25 protein-coding genes are annotated in these 23833 nt (G+C 44.1%); 22 read left to right on the top strand and 3 right to left on the bottom strand.

The window, feature by feature from the left end:
* Positions 1-121 precede the first annotated feature (121 nt).
* The 13 genes from AU387_RS08990 to AU387_RS08930 all read left to right on the top strand — a co-directional run bounded on the left by AU387_RS08990 (position 122) and on the right by AU387_RS08930 (position 13401).
* On the top strand, positions 122-1183 hold the full coding sequence (locus AU387_RS08990; RefSeq protein WP_059293521.1) for an AI-2E family transporter: 1062 nt from the start codon (positions 122-124) through the stop codon (positions 1181-1183).
* Between the two features lie 332 nt (positions 1184-1515).
* Positions 1516-4152, top strand: a complete 2637-nt coding sequence (alaS, locus tag AU387_RS08985) for an alanine--tRNA ligase (protein ID WP_059335502.1) — start codon at positions 1516-1518, stop codon at positions 4150-4152.
* Positions 4153-4236: 84 nt separating this feature from the next.
* Entirely contained in the window at positions 4237-4503 is a 267-nt protein-coding gene (locus AU387_RS08980) for an IreB family regulatory phosphoprotein (RefSeq protein WP_003225903.1), read from the top strand.
* Positions 4504-4510: 7 nt separating this feature from the next.
* Complete coding sequence (gene ruvX, locus AU387_RS08975; protein WP_044154325.1) at positions 4511-4927, top strand: Holliday junction resolvase RuvX; 417 nt, start codon at positions 4511-4513, stop codon at positions 4925-4927.
* A gap of 17 nt (positions 4928-4944) precedes the next feature.
* Positions 4945-5226 carry a DUF1292 domain-containing protein gene (locus AU387_RS08970; RefSeq protein ID WP_010335105.1) on the top strand — a complete coding sequence of 94 codons (282 nt, stop codon included), beginning with the start codon at positions 4945-4947 and terminating at the stop codon, positions 5224-5226.
* A 127-nt stretch (positions 5227-5353) separates the two neighbouring features.
* A complete protein-coding gene (gene mltG / locus AU387_RS08965; RefSeq protein ID WP_059335501.1) occupies positions 5354-6436 on the top strand; it encodes an endolytic transglycosylase MltG in 1083 nt (360 codons plus the stop codon).
* Positions 6437-6587: 151 nt separating this feature from the next.
* Positions 6588-7241 carry an O-methyltransferase gene (locus AU387_RS08960; RefSeq protein WP_059293524.1) on the top strand — a complete coding sequence of 218 codons (654 nt, stop codon included), beginning with the start codon at positions 6588-6590 and terminating at the stop codon, positions 7239-7241.
* Positions 7242-7246: 5 nt separating this feature from the next.
* Positions 7247-8176 carry a peptidase U32 family protein gene (locus AU387_RS08955; RefSeq protein ID WP_059335500.1) on the top strand — a complete coding sequence of 310 codons (930 nt, stop codon included), beginning with the start codon at positions 7247-7249 and terminating at the stop codon, positions 8174-8176.
* A gap of 18 nt (positions 8177-8194) precedes the next feature.
* A complete protein-coding gene (locus AU387_RS08950; RefSeq protein ID WP_059335499.1) occupies positions 8195-9463 on the top strand; it encodes a peptidase U32 family protein in 1269 nt (422 codons plus the stop codon).
* A 6-nt stretch (positions 9464-9469) separates the two neighbouring features.
* Positions 9470-10105, top strand: coding sequence for a uridine kinase (gene udk / locus AU387_RS08945; protein ID WP_010335100.1), 636 nt, complete (start codon positions 9470-9472; stop codon positions 10103-10105).
* A 248-nt stretch (positions 10106-10353) separates the two neighbouring features.
* Positions 10354-10827, top strand: coding sequence for a transcription elongation factor GreA (gene greA / locus AU387_RS08940; RefSeq protein WP_010335099.1), 474 nt, complete (start codon positions 10354-10356; stop codon positions 10825-10827).
* Between the two features lie 53 nt (positions 10828-10880).
* A complete protein-coding gene (locus AU387_RS08935) occupies positions 10881-12635 on the top strand; it encodes a peptidoglycan D,D-transpeptidase FtsI family protein (protein WP_059335498.1) in 1755 nt (584 codons plus the stop codon).
* A gap of 64 nt (positions 12636-12699) precedes the next feature.
* Positions 12700-13401 (top strand): YrrS family protein, encoded by a 702-nt coding sequence (locus AU387_RS08930; RefSeq protein WP_044154335.1) that lies wholly within the window; start codon positions 12700-12702, stop codon positions 13399-13401.
* A 33-nt stretch (positions 13402-13434) separates the two neighbouring features.
* Here AU387_RS08930 and AU387_RS08925 read toward each other — a convergent pair whose 3' ends face one another.
* A complete protein-coding gene (locus AU387_RS08925; protein ID WP_024122294.1) occupies positions 13435-13638 on the bottom strand; it encodes a YrzA family protein in 204 nt (67 codons plus the stop codon).
* Between the two features lie 192 nt (positions 13639-13830).
* Here AU387_RS08925 and AU387_RS08920 point away from each other — a divergent pair, with 192 nt between their 5' ends.
* From AU387_RS08920 to AU387_RS08900, 5 genes are all read left to right on the top strand, one after another.
* The gene (locus AU387_RS08920) at positions 13831-14472 is read left to right on the top strand and encodes a class I SAM-dependent methyltransferase (protein ID WP_044154337.1); all 642 of its coding nucleotides are present in this window, start codon (positions 13831-13833) and stop codon (positions 14470-14472) included.
* A gap of 20 nt (positions 14473-14492) precedes the next feature.
* On the top strand, positions 14493-15188 hold the full coding sequence (gene mtnN / locus AU387_RS08915; RefSeq protein ID WP_024122292.1) for a 5'-methylthioadenosine/S-adenosylhomocysteine nucleosidase: 696 nt from the start codon (positions 14493-14495) through the stop codon (positions 15186-15188).
* 62 nt (positions 15189-15250) lie between these two features.
* Entirely contained in the window at positions 15251-16174 is a 924-nt protein-coding gene (locus tag AU387_RS08910; protein WP_059335497.1) for an O-acetylserine dependent cystathionine beta-synthase, read from the top strand.
* 1 nt (position 16175) lies between these two features.
* Complete coding sequence (locus tag AU387_RS08905; RefSeq protein WP_059335496.1) at positions 16176-17315, top strand: bifunctional cystathionine gamma-lyase/homocysteine desulfhydrase; 1140 nt, start codon at positions 16176-16178, stop codon at positions 17313-17315.
* 84 nt (positions 17316-17399) lie between these two features.
* Positions 17400-17630 carry a YrhC family protein gene (locus AU387_RS08900; protein WP_010335091.1) on the top strand — a complete coding sequence of 77 codons (231 nt, stop codon included), beginning with the start codon at positions 17400-17402 and terminating at the stop codon, positions 17628-17630.
* Positions 17631-17662: 32 nt separating this feature from the next.
* Here AU387_RS08900 and AU387_RS08895 read toward each other — a convergent pair whose 3' ends face one another.
* On the bottom strand, positions 17663-18145 hold the full coding sequence (locus tag AU387_RS08895) for a helical membrane plugin domain-containing protein (protein WP_059335495.1): 483 nt from the start codon (positions 18143-18145) through the stop codon (positions 17663-17665).
* A 19-nt stretch (positions 18146-18164) separates the two neighbouring features.
* Entirely contained in the window at positions 18165-21107 is a 2943-nt protein-coding gene (gene fdhF / locus AU387_RS08890; protein ID WP_082687884.1) for a formate dehydrogenase subunit alpha, read from the bottom strand.
* A gap of 316 nt (positions 21108-21423) precedes the next feature.
* Between fdhF and AU387_RS08885 the strand changes: the two genes are divergently transcribed.
* The 4 genes from AU387_RS08885 (at position 21424) to AU387_RS21580 (ending at position 23728) form a co-directional block, all read left to right on the top strand.
* Entirely contained in the window at positions 21424-21792 is a 369-nt protein-coding gene (locus tag AU387_RS08885; RefSeq protein ID WP_024122287.1) for a Na-translocating system protein MpsC family protein, read from the top strand.
* 264 nt (positions 21793-22056) lie between these two features.
* The gene (locus tag AU387_RS08880) at positions 22057-22857 is read left to right on the top strand and encodes a formate/nitrite transporter family protein (RefSeq protein ID WP_059335493.1); all 801 of its coding nucleotides are present in this window, start codon (positions 22057-22059) and stop codon (positions 22855-22857) included.
* A gap of 396 nt (positions 22858-23253) precedes the next feature.
* Positions 23254-23403, top strand: a complete 150-nt coding sequence (locus tag AU387_RS20515) for a YrzI family small protein (RefSeq protein WP_024122284.1) — start codon at positions 23254-23256, stop codon at positions 23401-23403.
* A gap of 166 nt (positions 23404-23569) precedes the next feature.
* Positions 23570-23728 (top strand): hypothetical protein, encoded by a 159-nt coding sequence (locus tag AU387_RS21580; protein ID WP_125825436.1) that lies wholly within the window; start codon positions 23570-23572, stop codon positions 23726-23728.
* The last annotated feature ends 105 nt before the right edge of the window (positions 23729-23833 follow it).

Here is a 23833-nt window from a genome sequence, read left to right as displayed (position 1 = left end):
AAAGGTCAAACTTTTCTGAAAATTTAGCGTGGGAAAATATCCATTCCATTTGTCTGTGTAAAGAAAACATAAGAGAATAATTCCCTATAATCCTCAAAAGATATAGAAGAGGTGAAAGCAGATGCTCCAGAAACCGGTGCAGCTTTTGTTATGGGTGGCCATTTGTTTATTGGTCCTGTTAACAGTCTATGTCTTTTGTATGCTAGATATGTTATGGTCTCCCCTTTGGCTCGTCATAAAATCGATCTTTATTCCCTTGATCATTTCTATTTTTATTTCTTATTTATTACTTCCGGTCACTGAGTGGCTTCATGACAAAGGTCTGCCAAGGACTTTAAGCATTTTGGTAATTTACGTCCTTTTTTTTGGCGGACTGGGCTGGGCATTATATAAAGGTGTGCCTGTTCTAATCGTGCAGCTGACGGATTTGTCAGAAAATATACCTATGTTTGCCGAGACGTACAATGGGCTCCTTCTTCACGTGCATAACCATACAGATGACTGGCCGGACGGCATGCATCATCGCATAGACAAAATGATTAGGCAGACAGAGGCGTTTTTCGCCGGCACAATCGAAGGGGCAATCAGCGGAATCCGTAAAGTACTCGACTATTTCTTAATTGCGGCAACGATCCCTTTTCTCGTGTTTTATATGGTCAAGGATATCGAATTGATGAAAAAAACGGTGTGGTATTTGACGCCGAAGTCGTGGAGGAAGCGGGGCAGCGCTTTTTTGCTTGATGTAGATGATTCACTCGGTGATTACATTCGCGGCCAACTGCTCGTCTGCTTGATTCTCGGAGCTGTAGCCGGTATTACATTTTGGATATTTGGCCTTCCGTATCCGCTGATACTGGGTCTTATCTCGGGTATTACGAATGTCATCCCGTACTTCGGTCCCTTTATCGGCGCTGTTCCTGCGCTTTTGATTGCGATGACGATTTCTGTGAAGGCCGTTCTTGTCGTTGTCATTACGGTGTTTGTACTTCAATTTTTGGAAGGAAATGTCCTCAGTCCGTTTATTGTCGGCAGAAGCCTCAAGATGCACCCGGTAGTGATCATGCTTGCGCTTCTTGCCGGAGGTGAGCTGGCGGGGATTGTCGGCATGATACTGGCAGTGCCTGCTGCGGCTGTTTTAAAAGTAATGATGATCCATTTTCTGCGGATGCGGACGGAGCATTGACATTGGCGTGCCGCTTGTCTATAATTTCTCGTAGAATACATACGAATCTCGAGTGACGGATCTGAGTACGCCGAAGCCCTGTTAAAGAGAGAAGCTCCGTAAGCTGAAAGGAGCTTTATCAGAAGATCGGAGGAAGCTAATCCTGAGTGCAGTTAATCGCTGCCGCACATCCTGCGTTATTGGATGAAAGGTGACGGGCGAATCATAAGGCCCGTAATCAGGGTGGTACCGCGAGACAGCTCTCGTCCCTGTGTAAACGTGTGTTTGCATAGGGGGAGGGCTTTTTTGCTGTCACTGAAGAGAATTTCGATTTTTATAGAGGAGGAAATACAATGAAACACTTAACTTCTGCTGAAGTGCGTCAAATGTTTTTGGATTTCTTTAAAGAAAAAGGACATGCTGTAGAGCCGAGCGCGTCATTAGTGCCTCATGAAGATCCTTCACTGCTTTGGATCAACAGCGGTGTTGCGACGCTGAAAAAATATTTTGACGGCCGCGTTGTGCCGGAAAATCCAAGAATCGTAAACGCTCAAAAAGCAATCAGAACAAACGATATTGAAAATGTGGGTAAAACCGCGCGCCATCACACATTCTTTGAAATGCTCGGAAACTTTTCCATCGGCGATTATTTTAAAGAAGAAGCGATCACATGGGCTTGGGAATTTTTAACGAGTGACAAGTGGATTGGTTTTGACGAAGAGCTTCTTTCTGTTACAGTTCATCCGGAAGATGAAGAAGCGTATGAGTTTTGGGCGAAAAAAATCGGTGTTCCGGAAGAAAGAATTATTCGCCTGGAAGGGAACTTCTGGGACATCGGCGAAGGGCCGAGCGGACCGAACACAGAAATTTTCTACGACCGCGGTGAAGCGTACGGGAACGATCCTGACGATCCGGAGCTTTATCCTGGGGGAGAAAATGACCGCTATCTTGAAGTATGGAACCTTGTATTCTCTGAGTTCAACCATAATCCGGATGGCACGTATACGCCGCTTCCGAAGAAAAACATCGATACAGGGATGGGGCTTGAAAGAATGGTATCTGTCATTCAAAATGTCCCGACAAACTTTGATACTGATTTGTTTGTCCCAATCATTAAAGCGACAGAAACGATTTCCGGTGAAGCTTACGGCCAAGATCATGTAAAAGACACTGCATTTAAAGTCATCGCCGACCACATCAGAACGGTTGCTTTTGCTGTCAGTGACGGGGCGCTTCCGTCAAATGAAGGACGCGGCTATGTATTAAGACGTTTATTGCGCCGCGCTGTTCGTTATGCCAAAACGATCAACATCAACCGTCCGTTCATGTACGATCTTGTGCCGGTTGTTGCTGAGATCATGGCTGCTTTCTACCCTGAAGTAAAAGAGAAGGAAGAATTCATCTCAAAGGTCATAAAAACGGAGGAAGAACGCTTCCACGAAACATTGAATGAAGGACTTGCCATCTTGTCTGAAATGATCAAAAAGGAAAAAGATAAGGGCAGCAGCGTCATTTCAGGTGCGGATGTCTTTAAACTTTACGACACGTACGGATTCCCGGTTGAACTGACTGAAGAATATGCGGAAGACGAGAACATGAAAGTTGACCATAAAGGCTTTGAAGAAGAAATGAACCAGCAGCGCGAGCGGGCCAGAAATGCACGTCAGGATGTCGGCAGCATGCAGGTGCAGGGCGGCGCATTACGCGACGTAACAGAAGAAAGCACATTTGTCGGCTACTCCCAAACAAAGGCTGATGCCAATGTGATTGTGCTTCTGCAGGACGGCCGGTTAATTGAAGAAGCGCATGAAGGCGAAACTGTACAGATCATTCTTGACGAAACACCTTTCTATGCGGAAAGCGGCGGTCAAATCGGCGACAAAGGCTTTTTGCGCAGCGAGCAGGCAGTGGTAAAAGTGAAAGATGTGCAAAAAGCGCCGAACGGCCAGCATGTGCATGAAGGCGTTGTCGAGAGCGGAAGCGTTCAAAAAGGCATGCATGTAACAGCTGAGGTTGAAGATCATATGAGAAGCGGCGTGATTAAAAACCATACGGCAACGCACTTATTGCACCAGGCCTTGAAGGATGTTCTTGGAACGCACGTCAATCAGGCGGGCTCTCTTGTGAATGAAAACCGCCTTCGTTTTGACTTCTCACACTTCGGACAAGTGACAAAAGAAGAGCTCGAACGAATTGAAGTCATTGTAAACGAAAAGATTTGGGCAAGCATCCCGGTCAGCATTGATCTGAAACCGATCGCTGAAGCAAAAGAAATGGGAGCTATGGCTCTGTTCGGAGAAAAATACGGTGATATTGTAAGGGTTGTTCAAGTCGGAGATTACAGCCTTGAACTTTGCGGCGGATGCCATGTCAGCAACACAGCGGAAATCGGCTTGTTTAAAATCGTATCTGAGTCTGGAATCGGAGCGGGCACTAGACGGATTGAAGCTGTAACAGGACAAGGCGCTTACGTGGAAATGAACAGTCAGATCTCAGTTTTGAAGCAGACTGCCGACGAACTGAAAACAAATATCAAAGAGGTGCCGAAGCGCGTTGCTGCGCTGCAGGCTGAGCTGAAGGAAGCGCAAAGAGAAAATGAATCTCTTCTGGCGAAACTAGGCAACGTTGAAGCAGGCGCCATTCTATCAAAAGTAAAAGAAGTTGATGGTGTCAGCGTGCTTGCGGAAAAGGTAAACGCCAAAGACATGAACCATCTCCGCACAATGGTTGATGAACTGAAAGCAAAAATCGGCTCTGCGGTCATCGTGCTTGGCGCTGTACAAAATGATAAAGTCAATATTTCTGCCGGTGTTACAAAGGATCTGATTGAGAAAGGCCTTCATGCCGGCAAGCTTGTCAAACAAGCCGCGGAAGTTTGCGGCGGAGGCGGCGGAGGCCGTCCGGACATGGCACAGGCGGGCGGCAAGCAGCCGGAAAAATTAGAAGAAGCATTGGCTTCTGTAGAAGATTGGGTGAAATCCGTTTTATAATTTGCCCATGTAGTGTAGAATGATGGTAAGATTAGGACCCCAGGCTGAACTTTGCCTGCGAATTTGGGAAAGAGGTGCAAAACGGTGAGCTCGTTTGATAAAACGATGAAATTTAATTTCTCCGATGATTCTGCCGAGACTAACGTAAATGAGGTGCTGATTACTGTGTATGACGCGCTTCAGGAAAAGGGCTACAATCCAATCAATCAGATTGTCGGATACTTGCTGTCAGGTGATCCCGCTTATATTCCTAGGCATCGTGACGCTCGCAATTTAATTCGCAAACTTGAAAGAGACGAATTAATCGAGGAATTGGTGAAGTCTTATTTAGAACAGCATAAAGAGGCGTAAATAAACAATGAGAATATTAGGGCTCGATTTAGGAACCAAAACACTCGGTGTTGCTCTGAGCGATGAAATGGGCTGGACTGCTCAAGGCATTGAGACCATAAAGATAAATGAAGCAGAGGGCGATTACGGATTACCCCGTTTATCTGAACTGACAAAAGACTATACTATAGATAAGATCGTGCTTGGCTTTCCTAAAAACATGAATGGAACAGTCGGCCCGAGAGGTGAAGCCAGCCAAACATTTGCGAAAGTGCTTGAAAACACGTACAATGTTCCTGTTGTGCTGTGGGACGAGCGTCTTACCACAATGGCGGCTGAAAAAATGCTGATTGCCGCTGATGTCAGCAGGCAGAAACGAAAAAAAGTCATTGATAAAATGGCGGCTGTTATGATTCTGCAAGGATATCTTGACAGCTTAAATTAAAGCCAGAGGTGAATATAATGGAACACGGCGAAAAAAATATTACAATTGTTGACGATCAAGGAAATGAACAGCTTTGCGAAGTGCTGTTTACATTTGAAAACGAAGAGTTTGGCAAATCTTATGTGTTGTACTACCCAATTGAAACAAAGAATGACGAAGAAGTAGAAATTCTTGCTTCCAGCTTTACGCCAAACGAAGATGGTGAAGACGGTGAACTATTCCCGATCGAAACCGATGAAGAATGGGATATGATCGAAGAGACATTAAACACGTTTTTAGCGGAAGAAGACGAAGAGTAAAAACCGCGCCAAAAGCCGGAGCCTATACTGCTCCGGCTTTTTTTCTGCTTATAAAGAGACTTTTTTTGTAATAAATTGCCGAAACAGCATGAATCATGTAGTATAAAAGCTGATGGGAGGAGACCTTATGTATATTAATCAGCAAAAAAAATCATTCTTAAATAAAAAAAGAATTGTACTGTCTTCCATTATTGTGCTGCTTCTCATCATAGGCGGAGCATTTTTATATGGGAAATCACTGCTGGAACCTGTTGAAAAAAACAATAAAACGACAGTTAATATTAACATTCCGAGCGGATCGTCTGTATCTGCGATCGCATCGATTTTGAAAGAAAACAATGTCATAAAAAGTGAAAAGGCATTTCAGTACTATGTGAAATATAAAAAAGCTTCCGGATTCCAAGCCGGGTACTACCATCTGAACAAAGGAATGGATCTGGATGCCATTATCAAGAAGCTGACAAGCGGAGCAACAAACTACGCCTTTCAAATCACCGTGCCTGAGGGGAAACAGCTGACACAGATCGCCGACGCCATTGCGGAGGAAACGAAATACTCAAAAAAACAGGTCATGGCAAAGCTGGACGATAAAACGTTTATCAATCAGCTGAAAAAGGAATTTCCGGACACCGTTACAAACGATGTTTTTCAGAAGAATATAAAGCATCCGCTGGAAGGATACCTATTCCCGGCTACATATCCATTCAACGATCCGGATACGTCGCTTGAGAACATCATAACTGAGATGATGAAACAGACAGATTCTTATGTGAAAACATACAAAACAGAAATGAAGAAAGAAAAGCTTTCTGTGCATAAGCTGCTGACGGTGGCTTCTTTGATCGAAGAGGAAGCGACTGAAAAAGCCGATCGCCATAAAATTTCCAGCGTCTTTTATAACAGGCTGAAAAAGAAGATGCCGCTTCAGACCGATCCGACCGTCTTGTACGCGGCTGGAAAGCATAAAGACCGGGTGCTTTATAAAGACCTTGAAATCGATTCGCCGTACAATACGTATAAAAACACAGGTCTGCCGCCAGGACCGATTGCCAATGCCGGAATGTCGTCATGGGAAGCGGCGCTTCATCCGGATAAAACGGACTATCTGTACTTTTTAGCAAAATCAAACGGTGAAGTCGTATTTACGAAAACATTAAAAGAACATAATAAAGCAAAAGAAAAATATATTTCGGCAAAAAATCAGAAATAAAAGGAGAGCAAAAGCTCTCCTTTTATTCGCATTCCGCAAGGTTTTATGATAAAATATATCGGGTTGTTTACTAACGTATACAAGTTGTGCTCAGAGAGTGTCCTGTGTCAAAGACTGGGGCACTCCTTTTTAGAACGGGAGGCTGTTTGTTGTGACAGACCGCTATGAACAAATAAATGACTATATAGAAGCATTATTGAAGCCTCAGCCGGATAACGTGAGGAAACTGGAAGCATATGCGGAAGAACATCATGTTCCGATTATGGAAAAAGCGGGCATAGAAGTGCTGCTTCAAATTTTGTCTGTCAAACAGGCGAAGAAAATACTGGAGATCGGAACGGCTATCGGTTACTCGGCCATTCGAATGGCGCTGGCACTGCCGTCTGCAGAAATATATACGATTGAACGCAATGAGACACGCCATGAGGAAGCTGTTAATAACATAAAGGATTTTCAGCTGAATGACCGAATCCATGTGTTTTACGGGGACGCGCTCGAATTAGCAGAAGCCGTTCATGTCACAGCGCCATATGATGTGATTTTCATTGATGCTGCTAAAGGTCAATATCAAAACTTTTTTCACTTATATGAACCGATGCTTTCGCCAGACGGGGTGATTTTAACAGACAACGTGCTGTTTAAAGGTCTGGTGGCAGAGGATTACAGCAAAATAGAACCAAAAAGAAGACGCAGGCTGGTATCAAAAATCGATGAGTATAATCATTGGCTGATGAATCATCCGGATTATCAAACTGCGATTATCCCTGTTGGGGACGGGCTTGCGATCAGTAAAAAGAAGAGGTGAACGTCATGAAAAAACCAGAGCTCTTAGTCACACCGACAAGTACGGCAGACATTTTGCCGCTGATTCAGGCGGGAGCAACTGCGTTTTTAGTTGGGGAACAGAGATACGGTCTTAGATTAGCGGGGGAATTTTCCCGTGAGGATGTAACGAAAGCCGTAGACATTGCCCACAACGAAGGAGCAAAAGTATACGTTGCCGTAAACGGAATTTTTCATAATGATAAAGTGGGAGAACTTGGCGATTATCTCGCTTTCTTAGCGGAAACGGGCGTTGATGCGGCTGTATTCGGCGATCCTGCCGTTCTTATGGCTGCACGTGAATCAGCACCGGATCTGAAGCTTCATTGGAGCACAGAAACGACAGGAACCAACTATTATACATGCAACTACTGGGGACGTAAAGGCGCAACTCGATCTGTGCTTGCCAGAGAATTAAATATGGACAGCATTGTCGAGATCAAAGAAAACGCAGAAGTTGAAATTGAAGTTCAGGTGCATGGAATGACCTGCATGTTCCAGTCGAAACGTTCCTTGATCGGAAACTATTTCGAATACCAAGGCAAAGTCATGGACATTGAAAGAAAGAAAAAAGAATCGGGCATGTTCCTGCATGATAAGGAACGCCATAATAAATATCCGATTTTCGAAGATGAAAACGGCACACATATCATGAGCCCAAACGATGTGTGCATCATTGATGAACTTGAAGAGCTGATAGATGCGGGAGTCGATTCTTTCAAAATCGACGGTGTTCTGAAATCATCTGAATACTTAGTGGAAGTCACCAGCATGTACAGAGAAGCGATTGATCTGTGTGCGGAAAACCGTGACGATTACGAAGCGAAAAAAGAAGACTGGATCGAACGTATTGAAAACATTCAGCCAGTAAACAGAAAAATAGATACTGGCTTCTTCTTTAAAGAAACGGTTTATTAATGAAAAGGAGGTTACGCTATGACTGCCGTAAATGATAAGATTTCTAAAATAGTGGATGGTAAGCGTGTGATTACGAAAAAGCCAGAGCTTCTCGCGCCTGCGGGGAATCTTGAAAAGCTGAAAATTGCTGTGCATTACGGAGCGGATGCCGTCTTTATCGGAGGGCAGGAATACGGGCTTCGTTCGAATGCGGATAACTTTACGATTGAAGAAATCGCAGAGGGCGTGGAATTTGCGAAAAAATACGGCGCGAAAATTTACGTCACGACAAACATTTTTGCCCATAATGAGAATATTGACGGGCTTGAAGAGTATTTAAAAGCTCTTGGTGACGCCAATGTTGCCGGCATCATTGTGGCAGATCCGCTTATTATCGAAACATGCCGCAGAGTAGCGCCTCATGTTGAGGTTCACTTGAGCACGCAGCAATCTCTCTCCAACTGGAAGGCTGTTCAGTTCTGGAAGGAAGAAGGGCTTGACCGTGTGGTGTTAGCCCGTGAGACAAGCGCGCTCGAAATCAGAGAAATGAAAGAAAAAGTAGATATCGAAATCGAATCCTTTATTCACGGTGCGATGTGTATTGCATACTCCGGCCGCTGTGTCCTGAGCAATCACATGACAGCCCGCGATTCCAACCGCGGAGGCTGCTGCCAGTCATGCCGCTGGGATTATGATTTATATCAAACCGAAGGTGCCAATGCCGTTGCTTTATACAGTGAAGAAGACGCTCCGTTTGCAATGAGTCCCAAAGACTTGAAGCTGATTGAGTCGATTCCGAAAATGATTGAAATGGGCATCGACAGCTTAAAGATTGAAGGACGGATGAAATCCATTCACTACGTAGCGACAGTTGTCAGCGTATATCGTAAAGTGATTGACGCTTATTGCGCTGATCCCGATAACTTTGTGATTCAAAAAGAATGGCTGGAAGAGCTTGATAAATGCGCCAACCGTGACACTGCGACAGCTTTCTTTGAAGGAACACCAGGCTATGAAGAGCAAATGTTTGGCGAACACGGCAAAAAAACAACATTTGATTTTGTCGGCTTAGTGCTGAATTATGATGAGGATACACAAATGGTCACTCTTCAGCAGCGCAATTTCTTCAAAAAAGGCGACGAAGTAGAATTTTTCGGTCCGGAAATCGAAAACTTTACACATACGATTGAAACCATTTGGGACGAAGACGGAAATGAGCTAGACGCTGCCCGCCATCCCCTGCAAATTGTCAAATTCAAATTAGACAAAAAGATTTATCCGAGCAACATGATGAGAAAGGGGAAGTAATCACCCATGGGTAAGAGTCCAGTAGTCATTGGAATCGCAGGAGGTTCCGGATCAGGAAAAACGAGTGTAACACGTTCAATTTATGAACAATTCAAAGGGCACTCGATTTTAATGATCCAGCAAGACCTCTATTATAAAGACCAAAGCCATCTTCCATTTGAAGAAAGGCTGAATACAAACTATGATCATCCGCTTGCGTTTGATAATGACTATTTAATCGAGCATATTCAAGACCTTTTGAATTACCGTCCGATTGAAAAGCCGATTTACGATTATAAGCTTCACACACGGTCAGAAGAAACGGTTCACGTAGAGCCGAAAGACGTGATTATTCTTGAAGGCATTCTTGTTCTTGAAGATAAAAGGCTGCGCGACCTGATGGATATCAAGCTTTACGTTGACACAGACGCAGACTTGCGCATCATCAGACGGATTATGAGAGATATTAATGAGCGCGGACGCTCTATTGATTCTGTCATTGAACAATATGTGTCTGTTGTCCGCCCGATGCACAATCAATTCGTTGAGCCGACAAAGCGATACGCTGATATTATTATCCCGGAAGGCGGACAAAATCACGTTGCAATTGATCTGATGGTCACAAAAATTCAAACCATTCTTGAACAAAACGCGATTTTGTAATACCATAGCATAGACATAAATAACTCTGACCATATTATGTATAGGCAGGAAGGGGATGTGTAAATTCCCTTCTTTCCCTGTTTATAAACGCGAAATATTTGCAGAACCACAAGATTCAGTTTAAGATAAACAGTACCAATATGGGAGAGAAGAACGAGGACTGCCCTGTGTTCTCATTCTTGTATTTTAGTTTATGCTCTCATACATAATCGAAGATGTTGAGGGACAACCAGAAGGAGTGAAGGGACATGGCACAAGAGAAAGTTTTTCCTATGACTGTAGAAGGAAAACAAAAACTTGAACAAGAATTAGAATATTTGAAAACGGTTAAACGAAAAGAAGTAGTAGAGCGCATCAAAATCGCGAGAAGTTTCGGGGATCTTTCCGAAAACTCTGAATACGACTCAGCGAAAGAAGAGCAGGCATTCGTAGAGGGCCGTGTAACGACTCTTGAGAATATGATCCGCAATGCGAAAATCATTGAAGATGACGGCGGCTCTAACGTTGTCGGTTTAGGTAAAACCGTCACTTTCGTCGAACTGCCTGATGGTGATGAAGAATCTTATACAATCGTCGGAAGCGCTGAAGCTGATCCGTTTGAAGGGAAAATTTCAAACGACTCGCCGATCGCTAAAAGCCTGCTTGGCAAAAAAGTAGATGATGAAGTCACAGTTCAGACACCGGGCGGAGAAATGCTCGTGAAAATTGTGAAAATTTCATAATATCCGTTTAGCAAAGAAACACCTCGTCCACAATGTGGGTGAGGTGTTTTTTTATGAAGTTATCGAAACGAATGAAGCTGGCTGTTCTGGCTTTTTTAATCGTGTTTTTTCTGCTTTTGCTGAGGCTCGCGGAAATCCAGTTGTTTTTCACAGAATCATTTTCAAAAAAGAAAATTAATTTAATACAGGAAAGTGTTAATCAGCGAACGGAGGAAGTGCTCATTTCTGATGGCAGAGGATCGTTTTTAGATCGAAACGGCCAAGCGCTGACGGGTACAAGCGAGCCTGCGGTTGTTTTGTTCCCTTTTCTGTTAACGCAGGACTGGCCGATTAAAAAAGTCGCAGAGATTCTCGGCATGTCTGAAGATGATTTGCATCAGACTCTTGCAAAATCGAAAAAACCAGTTATTTTACATCAAAAGAAAATCAAAACACTTTCGAAGGAATCTATCACAAAAATCAATTCTTTGAAATATCCTGGCATTTACGGCGTATATATGGAGAATGAAGACAAGCCCAGTCTTGCCTCGCATACGATAGGCACAACCAATCAAGATCCAGCGCTTCTCCGCAATAAGTATCCTGAAAAGGAAAACCTGCCGATTAAAACGAAAATCGGCACAACTGGTTTAGAACGGACATTTGATGAGTTTTTGCTTCCGGAACAGGACACGAAGCTTTTGTATCATGTGGACGGAAAAGGAAACCCTTTGTTCGGCATGGACGTCAAATATACAGCTGAGGCCAACTCATTTTATCCGCTCCAAGTCAAAACAACGATTGATCAAAGCATTCAAAAAGCGATAGAAGGCATACTAGATGATCAGGGGCTGAAAAAAGGAGGAGCGGTGCTGCTGGACATCGAAAAGAGCAGTGTGTTGGGCATCGTAAGCAAACCGGATGCCGATGTGTCCAGACAAAACACGCTTCAAAATTATATGTTGACGCCAATCTATCCCGGCTCCGTTTTTAAAACTGTGATTGCGGCAGCTGCGATTGAGCATAACGCGGTAAAGCCGAGCCAAACCTTTAATTGTAATTTAAACCTGTACGGCGAACCGGGAGACGACAAAGGAACCCTGTCCTTTGAAGAAAGTTTCGCGCAAAGCTGCAATTACACGTTTACAAGTCTTGCCGAACAATTAATGAAGAAAGACCATTCCGTCATTGAAGACATGTCAGAAAAGCTGTCCCTTACAGATCGGGCAGGCTGGGAAGGAAAACTGTACCACGAGTCAGATTTCCGCCAATTCTATAATGAAAAAAGCGGCGTGATTTGGGGGGATGAAAAAGACAAATCAGTCAAAAAAGCAATTGCGCAAACAGCGATCGGGCAGAAAAATGTAAAGGTAACGCCGCTTGAGGTAGCTAATATGATGGCGACAATCGCCCGCGGCGGTGAAAAGCGTCAGGTGAAAATCGCAGAGCAGATTGAATACAAAAACGGCACAACGCTCGTCAAGTTTAAAGATCAGAAGCTTAAAGGAGAAACAATAGACAAATATACGGCACAGCAGCTTCAAAAAATGCTGCGTCGGGTGGTGGAATCTCCTTTCGGAACGGGCAGAAGGTTTCAGGATCTTTCGTATACTGTAGCAGGGAAGTCAGGCACGGCCCAGACAGGCAAGCTTTCAAAAGATAAAGAAACGCTTTATGAAAAATGGTTTGCCGGGTATTTTCCCGCGGATAAGCCGAAATACGCGCTTGTCGTATTGCACATGGATACGCCGGGGGATAAGGCTCTGACAAATTCGGTGTTTTATGATATTGTTAAAAAAGTACACGAAATTGAAATCAATCAGAAATAGAACAACTTCTCAGCACATGGTAAAATATATGCTGAGCCAAGAGGGATAAAGGAGTGCAGAATTATTGAGCAATAATCAATCTCGTTATGAAAACCGTGATAAGCGCAGGAAAGCTAATTTAGTGCTTAACATCTTAATCGCAATCGTATCTATTCTAATTGTTGTAGTAGCAGCCAATCTCTTCATTAACAGTCCTTCTAGCAAAGATGTCAGCAAGGATTCTGAAACGGCGCAAAAACAGGAATCTCCGGCTTCAGGAAAGACGGAAAAGAAATCCGATGAGGATATAAAAGACAGTAAGAAAGATACATCTGACAGCGAAAAGGATTCTGAGAAATCTTCTGACTCAGATTCAGATTCCAAAAAAGATGATTCTTCTAAAAGTGATGACTCTGATTCAGACTCAGACTCAAATTCGGATGACCCGCTTAAAGACGCAAAAGTCACAGAAGGCGGCTCATCAAGTGATGTGGAAAAAACGTATGAAAATCCTGACTGGAAAGCAGTCGGAACTGAGCAGAAGGGCGAGCATGCCGCCACTTATGACTCAAGCTCACAAGACTGGGCTGAGATGCTGAAAGCCATATCATATGCAACCGGTGTTTCAACAGATAACATGACCGTGCTCTGGCTCGGAAATAACGGCAGTCCTCAGGATGCCAAAGGTAAGATTTTAGATAAAACGAGCGGAGAGAAATATCAAGTAACGATTACATGGGTTGATGAAAAAGGCTGGAAGCCGATAAAAGTAGAAAAATTAAAATAAACAAAAGCAGCCGAATTTTCGGCTGCTTTTGTTTTACACCTCAGCTGCAAAATGAACAACGGCGCTGTAAAAAAATTTTCCGTCTGCCACAGCAGTTTGATGCGAGACAGATTTCACACGCAGCATGATCGCTTTATTGTTTTCAATTTGTGTGTTGATCTTCTTTTCAAGCTCCTGCAATGATGCCGCTTCGAAAAATTCTACTTTGTCTTTAATCAGATCCAATTGAAAATTCATTTTTCGACCCCTCCGCCTTTACAAGTCATATGAAGTATAAGCCTTTTTACACTGTACGCGCAATATATGACTGGATAAAAAACACAAAGTGTTTTAGTACCTACTTTCAAGAAGATATGGTAAGATAGGAACTGTTCCATCATTAATTCATAGTATGCTTATAGGAATTATAAAATATGGAGTGTGACAACTATGGGACGTGAATTTATCCCTCTTTTTGAGGATTGGGCCGCAACTTACGATCAAACAGTTCAAGGTTTTGATATTCAGTATAAAGAGGCGTTCAGAGGTTATGATGATATTTTGAATGCCATTGTCAGCCGGTCAGGGATTCGTGTATTAGAATTTGGGCCAGGGACCGGCAACTTGACAGCGAAACTGCTTGAAGCGGGGAAATCTGTATTTGGAGTCGAGCCGTCTCCGGCGATGCGCAAGTTAGCATCTGACAAGCTCCGCGGCAGGGCGGAAATTGTTGACGGAGACTTCCTGACATTCCCTGAACCGCCATTTCAGGCTGACACGATTGTCAGTTCATATGCTTTTCATCATTTGACTGACGAAGAAAAACGAGCCGCAATAAAGCAATATGGCAAATACCTTCACATGCATGATAAAATAGTGTTTGCCGATACTGTCTTTGAACACGAGGAAGCGTATAATCAAGCCATTGATAAAGCACGTTCTCAGGGCTTTTATCAGCTGGCGAATGATTTAAAGACAGAGCATTATCCCACATTGGAAACGATGAAAGAGATGTTTACAGCTGAAGGTTTTGCAGTCCGATTCATTCAGCAAAACGACTTCGTGTGGATAATGGAGGCGATCAAACGGTAAAGTGAAGGGAATGTGTATAGATGAAACTAGCAGTCATCGGAGCAATGGAAGAGGAAGTAACCATCCTAAGAAACAAACTGGAAAATGCAAAAACAGAAACGATCGCGCACTGTGAATTTACAACAGGCCAATATGAAGGAACTGAAGTCATTCTTTTAAAATCAGGAATCGGAAAAGTGAATGCTGCGATCAGCACGACACTTCTGCTTGATCGCTACAAGCCTGATTATGTGATTAACACAGGCTCAGCGGGCGGATTTCATCATACACTGAATGTGGGAGACGTCGTCATTTCTACTGACGTTCGCCATCATGATGTAGATGTAACGGCCTTTGATTATGAATACGGACAGGTGCCAGGCCTTCCGGCTGCTTACGCCGCAGATGAAAAGCTGATCAGCATTACTGAAGAAGCGATTTCTGAGCTTGACGGCATTCAAGTTGCAAAAGGAACAATCGCAACAGGCGATTCCTTTATGAATGATCCGAAGCGAGTAGAAGAGGTGCGTGCGAGATTTTCTGATCTGTATGCGGTTGAAATGGAGGCAGCGGCAGTCGCTCAAGTGTGCCACCAGTTTAAAACGCCGTTTGTTGTGATCAGAGCATTATCTGATATCGCAGGAAAAGAATCACATGTATCATTTGACCAATTTTTAGAGCAGGCCGCTGTTCACTCAACAGAGCTTGTGTTAAAAGTGATCAAACGAATTCATTAAAACGGGGGGAGTGTTCTCCTCCGTTTTCCCTAAAACAACCTCTATCAAGGAGGAGGACATATATGACAGTTATTACGGACATTACCGAGCTGATTGGGAATACACCGCTTCTCCGCTTGAAGAATTTTGATATTCCTGAAGGTGTGGCTGTATATGCCAAGCTGGAAATGATGAACCCTGGCGGAAGCATAAAAGACAGACTGGGAGATATGCTGATTCGTGACGCCCTGGATTCAGGCAAAGTGAAGCCCGGGGGAGTCATTATAGAGGCAACGGCCGGAAATACAGGTATCGGGCTTGCCCTTAACGCCAGAAAACATGGTTTAAAAGCCATTTTCTGTGTTCCGGAACATTTCAGCAAAGAAAAGCAGCAAATTATGCAGGCGCTAGGAGCGTCAATCGTGCATACGCCGCGTAAAGACGGAATGCAGGGAGCCATTCAAAAAGCGATACAGCTGGAGAAGGAAATTGAAAATTCCTATTGTGTTTTGCAATTTAAAAACCAAGTAAATCCATCGACTTACTATAAGACTCTTGGACCTGAAATATGGAAAGCGCTTGACGGCAATATTCATACATTTGTCGCGGGGGCAGGATCAGGAGGCACATTCGCGGGAACAGCATCCTTCTTAAAAGAAAAACATCCCGCAGTCAAAACAGTAATTGTCGAACCTGAAGGCTCCATATTAAACGGCGGAGAGCCTCATGCTCATAAAACAGAAGGGATCGGCATGGAGTTTATCCCTGACTATATGGATGAAAGCCATTTTGATGCAATATATACGGTAACAGATGAGAATGCTTTTAGACTTGTTAAAGAAGCGGCTGAAAAAGAGGGCCTGCTGATTGGAAGCTCTTCAGGTGCAGCGCTTTATGCGGCATTGGAGGAAGCGAAAAAATCGTCTGCCGGAACAAATATTGTCACAGTATTCCCAGACAGCAGTGATCGGTATATCAGCAAACATATATACGAAGGAGGCATCTGATATGAAGAAAAAAACATTGATGGTACATGGCGGGATCACAGGTGATGAGAAAACAGGAGCTGTTTCCGTTCCGATATATCAAGTGAGCACGTACAAGCAGCCGAAAGCAGGCCAGCATACCGGCTATGAATATTCAAGAACGGCCAACCCGACAAGAACTGCACTGGAAACGCTTGTGACAGAGCTCGAAGCCGGGGAAGCAGGTTATGCGTTCAGCTCAGGAATGGCTGCAATTACAGCTGTTATGATGCTGTTTAACAGCGGAGACCATGTGGTTTTGACTGATGACGTGTACGGCGGGACATATCGAGTGATGACAAAGGTGCTTAACCGTCTCGGCATTGAATCAACTTTTGTGGACACAAGCAGCAGAGAAGAAGTCGAAAAAGCGATTCGTCCCAATACAAAGGCAATTTATATTGAGACACCGACAAATCCGCTTCTCAAAATCACCGATTTATCACTGATGGCAGATATTGCGAAAAAAGCGGGTGTTCTTCTAATCGTAGACAACACCTTTAATACACCATATTTTCAGCAGCCGCTTACTTTAGGCGCTGATATCGTACTTCACAGTGCGACTAAATATCTCGGCGGACACAGTGATGTTGTCGGCGGTTTAGTTATTACAGCTTCGAAAGAGCTTGGAGAAGAGCTGCATTTTGTGCAAAATTCAACAGGCGGCGTGCTCGGCCCTCAGGATTCATGGCTGTTAATGAGAGGGATCAAAACACTGGGGCTCAGAATGGAAGCAATCGATCAAAACGCGCGGAAAATCGCAAGCTTTCTTGAGCAGCATCCCGCTGTTCAAACGTTATATTACCCTGGTTCTCCAAACCATCCGGGACATGAGCTTGCGAAATCTCAAGGATCAGGCTTTGGAGGCATGATCTCCTTTGATATTGGCAGTGAAGAGCGAGTGGATGCCTTTTTAGGTAAACTTAAGCTGTTTACAATTGCGGAAAGCCTGGGCGCTGTAGAAAGCTTAATTTCTGTTCCGGCTAGAATGACACATGCCTCTATTCCGAGAGAGCGCCGGCTTGAACTCGGCATTAGTGACGGCTTGATCAGAATCTCTGTGGGAATAGAAGATGGAGAGGATTTGCTGGAAGATATCGAGCAGGCTCTTCACATTTTATAACAAATGGATAGATTTACTTTCTCTGTAAGCTGCCAGATTATATTATAATAGTCGTATACTATGAATCTGGCAGGTGATTCTTTTATGAAGAAGAATAGAATGAAATCATTAAAAGAAGACTACAAGCATTTCGCTTTTACCTTGCTTGCAGTCAGCACTTTTTTATATATAGGCGCGGTTCTTCCTGATCAGGGCTTAACGCTAGGCCAGAAATCAGTTATGTTTATGACGGATTGCGTATTTTTAGCCGGCGCTTTCTTTTGCGCCGACCGTTCACTTGTATATAAGAAGCGCTTGGAAGAAGCCGACGAATAAAAAACAGCCATCAACTGATGACTGTTTTTTTGTTATTCTTCCCGCAGCTCTTTTCCCATGCCTTTTAAAAACTGAAGGCCGAAGCCGACTGCTCTGTTAATATCAGGGTCGTTCATCGCTTTTAAGAGATCGAGAATGCCGACTTTCTTGTCTTCTTTTAAAAAGCTTTGCGCCTGTTCGGTTCCCGCCATTACGCTTTCTAAAAGCTTGCCTGTAAACGCAGGATCAGCCTTTGTCAAAGCGCCTCCAGCCGCCATCATCGTGTTGATGAGGTTTGTGACAGGCTCGCGAGATACCTGGCCAAGCGCGATTTTGGCGATGTCTTCTTTCGCCCTCAGCATGCTTGCTGCTGCATCAAAGATGCCAAGCTCATTAAGTTCACTCATTAACGTCATCGTTTTCGAGACGGCATCCTCATTTTCCGTCAGCAGCTCCTTCAGCTTCTCGATTTTCTCAAGCTTGATTTGCTCCGCTGTTTTTGTTTCTTTTTTGATCGTTGTAATCGGAGTGGCCATTTTCATTTCCCCCTTTCATTTAATCAGTCAAATGGACATAACCCGGACGGTTCCATTTTCTTTCTGCCTCGACGCCGTTTTGCGGATTTCGTTTCTTGTTACGAGGATTTGTTTTAGGAAGCGGTGCGCTTTCGCAGCCTCCAAGCACCTCCATGCGAACCTTCGTCTGTTTGTAAGCAGGCGTGTTCGTGCGTTTATCAGCCGCAGGCCCTGTCAGGAAGTTAATCGCTGAATCCTTGTCTGTCGAGTTCATCGGCAGGTAGAGTTCATTTTTTCGCACACGGTCAGTAATGAGCGCATTTAATTTAACAGCTCCGAACGGAGAAACGAGGCGAACCAGTGAACCGTCACAAATGCCGCGCTCCTGTGCAAGCTCCGGCGATACTTCGACGAATACATTCGGCACTTTGGATTGAATGCCTTTCGATTTATTTGTCATATTTCCTTCATGGAAATGCTCAAGCATCCGGCCGTTATTGATGTGAAGATCATATTCTTCAGGGAAAGCGGCAGGTTCAGTCCAATCAGACAGTGCAAAACGGGCTTTCTTGTCTGGGAAATTAAATCCGTCTTCATACAGAAGCGGCGTGCTTTCACCTGTGAAGCTGCCCCATAGGAAGGTGTTCCAGCCTTCAAGCACCTCATAGCTGGCTTTTCCAAACAGAGGAGAAAGACTCGCCATTTCAGAGAAAATGTCGCTTGGATGGCTGTAGTTCCAGCCGGCTCCTAAGCGGTTTGCCACCTCTTGAATAATCCACCAGTCCGGTTTCGCGTCTCCAAGTGTCGGAAGCGCTTGATACAATCGCTGCACACGGCGCTCTGTATTGGTAAACGTTCCATCTTTCTCAAGAGATGGAGTGGCAGGCAAGACGACATCGGCATATTGAGCCGTTCTCGACAGGAAAATGTCCTGAACCACGAAGAAATCAAGGCTTGATAAAATATCATGCACATGGTTCGCATTTGAATCAACCAGTGCCATATCTTCACCAACAAGGTACATGGCCTTCATCTTGCCTTCTTCAATGGAATGAAGCATTTGAATATTGTCTAAACCTGGTTTTCCTTCAATCTCCACACCATAAGCCTTTTCAAATTTGGCGCGTGCTTCGTCATCTGTAATATGCTGATATCCCGGAAGCCAGCCTGGCAATGTCCCCATGTCGCAAGCGCCTTGAACATTATTGTGTCCGCGCAGTGGATAAGCGCCGGCACCCGGACGGCGGTAGTTGCCTGTTGCCAGAAGCAGGTTCGAAATCGCTGCTGACGTATCAGAGCCGCCCGTATTTTGAGTAACACCCATTCCCCAAAGAACACAAGTGCCGTCAGCATCACGAATCATCTCGGCAATTCGAATGATGTTTTCTTTTGAGAGGCCTGTGATGCGTTCTGCATAATCAAGCGTATAGGTTTTAAGTGTTTCTTTATAGTCTTCAAAGTAGTTCACGTTCTCATCAATAAACGCTTGATCATGCCAGCCTTGGTCGATCATATATTTCGTAACGGCCATCAGCCAAACCTGGTCTGTACCTTGTTTAGGGCTGATGAACAGATCAGACCGCTCAGCCATCTCATTTTTCCGCAGGTCGGCAACGATCAATTTTTGTCCATGGAGCTTGTGTGCACGTTTGACCCGTGTTGCAAGCACCGGATGTCCTTCAGCCGGATTGGCGCCGACGATGATGACGAGTCCGGCCTTGGCAATATCTTTAATCGTGCCGGCGTCACCGCCCATGCCGACCGTACGGAACAACCCGTCTGTAGCAGGAGACTGACAGTAGCGAGAGCAGTTATCGACGTTATTTGTTTCAAATACCTGACGCGCTAATTTTTGGATGACATAGTTTTCTTCATTCGTAATTTTAGAAGAAGAAATGAATCCGACAGAGCCTTTGCCGTATGTCTCTTTAATTTCACCTAATCTGCTTGCGACTAGATCGAGGGCTTCTTCCCAAGATGATTCAACAAAAGCCCCGTTTTTACGGATTAAAGGCTTTGTGATCCGCTCTTCAGAATTAACGAAATCCCAGCCGAATTTCCCTTTGACACATGTAGAAATTGCGTTAACCGGAGCGTCGGAAACAGGCTGGATCTTTAAGATATCCCGGCCTTTTGTCCATACTTCAAAGGAACAGCCGACGCCGCAGAACGTACATACCGTTTTGGTTTTTTTCGTTCTCGTTTCACGCATTGCCGCTTCGACTTCAGAAATGGCAAAAATGCTGCCGTACCCAGGTTCAACGTTTTTCACGAGGTCAATCATAGGCTCCATGACATCCTCTTTGATGCCTGTCATAAAGCCAGCCTGCCCGAGCATTGATTTTTCCATCAGTGCATTACACGGACAAACCGTGACACATTGGCCGCAGCTGACACAAGAAGATTCGTTGATTGAAACTCCTTCATCCCAAATAACCCGCGGACGTTCGCGTTCCCAGTCGATAGAGAGTGTTTCATTGACTTGAAGGTTCTGACACACCTCAACACACTGGCCGCAGGCGATGCATTGGTTTGGATCATATCTGTAAAACGGGTGAGACATATCAACCGCACAAGACGGATCTTCTTTTGGCGTATAAGGGTATTTTTGATGCTCGATTCCCATCATTTCTGCTGTATTATGCAGTGTACAGTTCCCATTGTTATTATCGCAAACCGTGCAATACAGCAAATGATTTTCAAGAAGGCGGTCCATTGCTTCGGTTTGTGCCTCTTTCACCCGATTTCCCGAAAGATCAATTGACATTCCGTTTTCAGCGACCGTAGAGCATGAACGAACCAGCTTGCCGTCTGCCTCTACAATGCATGTATCGCATGTTTGAATCGGATCAACCTCTGGGACGTGGCAGATTTGCGGATACTCAATCCCATTTTCATTTAAAATATCTAAAATTGTGGCCCCTGCTCGTGCTTGAATTTCTGTTCCGTCAACGCGGACACTGATCGACTTATCGTCCATCATATTCATATTCCCCTCCATCTTTCTTTCAAGAAGTCAAAAAAGCCATGTATAGATACACCTGTCTTTCATTCACAGAAGGTGTAAACACACATGGCGGAATAGTTCACTAGCAAGTCTTACTAACAGACCAATCCTTGATTTTTATAAACCGATAGACTCATAACAAGATCCTATTACAAATCCATCAACACTGCTTTTATTATAAAGTGATATTTATTATAATACAATATGACAGGAAAATTTTAACCAAGTGAAATGTCCTGAGGGGAACCGGGAACGGCCTTTTTTTAAGGCAAAATCGGAAGGGGTAATCAGCATGTCAAAGAAAATTCATGAGTTCAATGATATTATTCGAAAACTTCGCAAGGAATTGTTCGGCAAAGGACCTGAACGGATTCACACGGTATTTGTAGATAATATGGCTGTGTCGACGCTCTACGGCAACCTGAGCGCGAGCGAGCAGTTTATCGCCCGCACGCCTGAGGGAAGAGAAATGGTGCATGCGGCCCGGACAAGCCTGATTCAAGACCTTTACTCTAAAAAAACGCCGGAAGGAATGGAGGAGCTGATCGGGGCTAAGCTTGTTCATTTGTTTTCTGATATTAAAATTGAAGAAAATATCGCCGTATCTGTTTTTGTCTTTGACCGAAAAATTGACGACCAAAAAGAAGTCCTTTTTAACTAGCATATTTGCCATTGACACAAAATTGTCACATTTGATATGATGTTTTTACTGCAGTTATAGAAGGACAAAAGCAATGGAATGTATGCACGAACTGTATATATTCTCTATCAATATCTTAATTCTGCTTGATGTTGTTGTATGGGCATGCACACAAGTTAGGCAGCATTCAAACACCTGATGGATACAGGTTATTTGAGTGCTGCCTTTTTTGATGCTTTTCTTTTATAACTGTAAAAATGGAGAAACAATGGAGGCGTATGTAGTATGGGTTTTCGGAAACCGGATGAAATAGCAGAAGCAGCAATTGAAGCAGGGATGAAAAAGGTAAAGCTTCCGCTGCTGTCTCTCTTGGTGCTGGGTTTTTTAGGCGGTGCTTTTATCGCACTCGGTTATTTGCTTGATATCAGAGTGATCGGCGATCTTCCGAAAGAATGGGGAAGCCTGTCCAGTTTGATCGGGGCTGCGGTATTTCCTGTAGGATTGATACTTGTGGTTCTTGCAGGGGCTGAACTGATTACAGGAAATATGATGTCAATGGCAATGGCGTTATTTTCGAGAAAAATATCACTAAAGGAATTGGCGGTTAATTGGGTGATCGTTACCATTATGAATCTGATCGGCGCTTTGTTTGTTGCTTACTTTTTCGGACATCTTGTCGGCTTAACCGAAACGGGGGCATATTTGGAAAAGACGATCGCTGTCGCGCAAGGCAAGCTTGATATGAGCTTTGGCAAGGTGCTCGTTTCCGGCATCGGCTGTAACTGGCTGGTGTGTCTTGCAGTTTGGCTTTCCTTCGGTGCTCAAGATGGCGCAGGGAAAATTGTTGGCATATGGTTCCCTGTTATGGCCTTTGTGGCAATCGGATTTCAGCACGTTGTCGCCAACATGTTTGTGATTCCGGCTGCCATTTTTGCAGGCTCGTTTACGTGGGGGCAGTTTATCGGAAACCTCATTCCGGCTTTTATCGGCAATGTTATTGGAGGAGCAGTGTTTGTCGGATTCATCTATTTTATCGCATATCATAAGAAAGACCGCTTCAGAAAAGAAATGAAACAGGTATCATAAACAAGGGACAAAGACAGTCGATGAATCACACAATTTACGTCCATTTTTAGAAAAAGATGTTTACAAAATGGAATTTGGTGGATATACTTACAAAGTAAGAAAAAAAGCAAAGGAGGCTGAATCAAAATGACAATGCGACAACGACGCAGACCAGTTAGTGGCTCAAGCAATGTACAAGGAATTTATAATGGTTTATTCAGCCTGTGGAAGAGTCCGTGTCCTTCCTTAACCGATGCTTATCGCACGCATTAAATTCGGAATCGTCGGACATACGCAACTCCCCGCAGGCAGTAGAGACATGGGTGTCTTCTTTTGTCTGCGGTTTTTATGTGCCCGCGGCAGGGAGATGCCGCGGGTTATTTCGCTTGGAGCGGACTTTGAAAGGGGGTGAGCGATATGACGATTAACCTATTCTTTTTGACTTTAACGATTAACAAGCGGTTTAAAAGCCCGGAAGAGTTCGAACAAGAACAGCAGATCGAGCAGATTTATGATGAAATGAAAGAATCTCAGCTGAAACATCTTTATTTGACAAACTGGCGCTAAAAAAAGGAAACAAAATACAGAAGGGAGAGATGACAAATGTTTAAAATGGAACTATTGATGCATTATACGATGGAGAAGGACCAAGTGTAGCGAATGAAGCTGTCAAGGAAATGCCGTCCTGCATATCATATAAAAAGCAGCACTTTATGTAAGGGCAGGTGATGGCATGATGAACTTTCAACAAAAAAGGCTGCCGTCGATAGGTCATGGTTATGCATCCATGCCGCATTCCTTCAAACACGGCTATGGTAATCCATTCCGTCAGCAGAGGCTGGCGGCGATGCAGCAGCAAAGGCTGTATATGTTCCCATATCATTGGCATTAAAAAGCGGGCGGAAAACATTTTGTTTTCTGCCTTTTTTTGCGGGAAAAAATGAAAATGTTCAGTTCTGTTGAAACATTTCTAAACACATTGCCGTCTAGTTGATAT

It is taken from the genome of Bacillus halotolerans, assembly GCF_001517105.1.
Classification (GTDB): Bacteria; Bacillota; Bacilli; order Bacillales; family Bacillaceae; genus Bacillus; species Bacillus halotolerans.
The sequence above is the reverse complement of the archived record's forward strand: the minus strand, read 5'-3'. Positions and strand labels throughout refer to the sequence as shown.